At 66.7% G+C, this 468-nt stretch carries 1 protein-coding gene; it reads left to right on the top strand.

The window, feature by feature from the left end:
• On the top strand, positions 1-322 hold a 322-nt coding region (locus FQ746_RS35055), incomplete at its 5' end, for a hypothetical protein (protein ID WP_222105904.1).
• Positions 323-468 lie beyond the last annotated feature (146 nt).

Below are 468 nucleotides of genomic sequence, written 5' to 3'. Positions count from 1 at the left end.
CCAGCCGCTCCGGCTGGCCGGGCCGCCAGCCACACGTCGAATCCTGCCCGGCGAACCACTTGCCCGGCACAGCCTGCTCGAATCGCCCAGCGCGAGACCGACATCGCGCAGCCGGGAAGATTGTCGACCGACTTGGCATGCCTCCCGCCCGATGCGCTTTGCATTCCTGAGCAAAACCGGCATCACCAGCCTCATGCCGTCGTCGACCTTCCGAAAGCCTTGTCAGCCTTTCGCAGCGCATTTGCATCGCTTTGCGAAACGAGCGGTCATCTTGTTGAAAGACCTGTCGCCGATGCGGCGCCGCGGCAAGCCCCGTGCGTAAACGCCTGTAAACACCGGCGCCGCCGGCCTTGCTATCGTTCCCGCTGAGGCTTCCCGCCGGCCACGCAAATCGTCGCTCGCCGCTCGCCAGTTCCACCGCGAGCACGCGATGCGAGCCCTGGCCAGCGTCGCGACGGAGCCGATCCG

Origin of the sequence: Paraburkholderia sp. BCC1886, assembly GCF_900996245.1 — a bacterium.
In the GTDB taxonomy this organism is placed as follows: domain Bacteria; phylum Pseudomonadota; class Gammaproteobacteria; order Burkholderiales; family Burkholderiaceae; genus Paraburkholderia.
The sequence above is the reverse complement of the archived record's forward strand: the minus strand, read 5'-3'. Positions and strand labels throughout refer to the sequence as shown.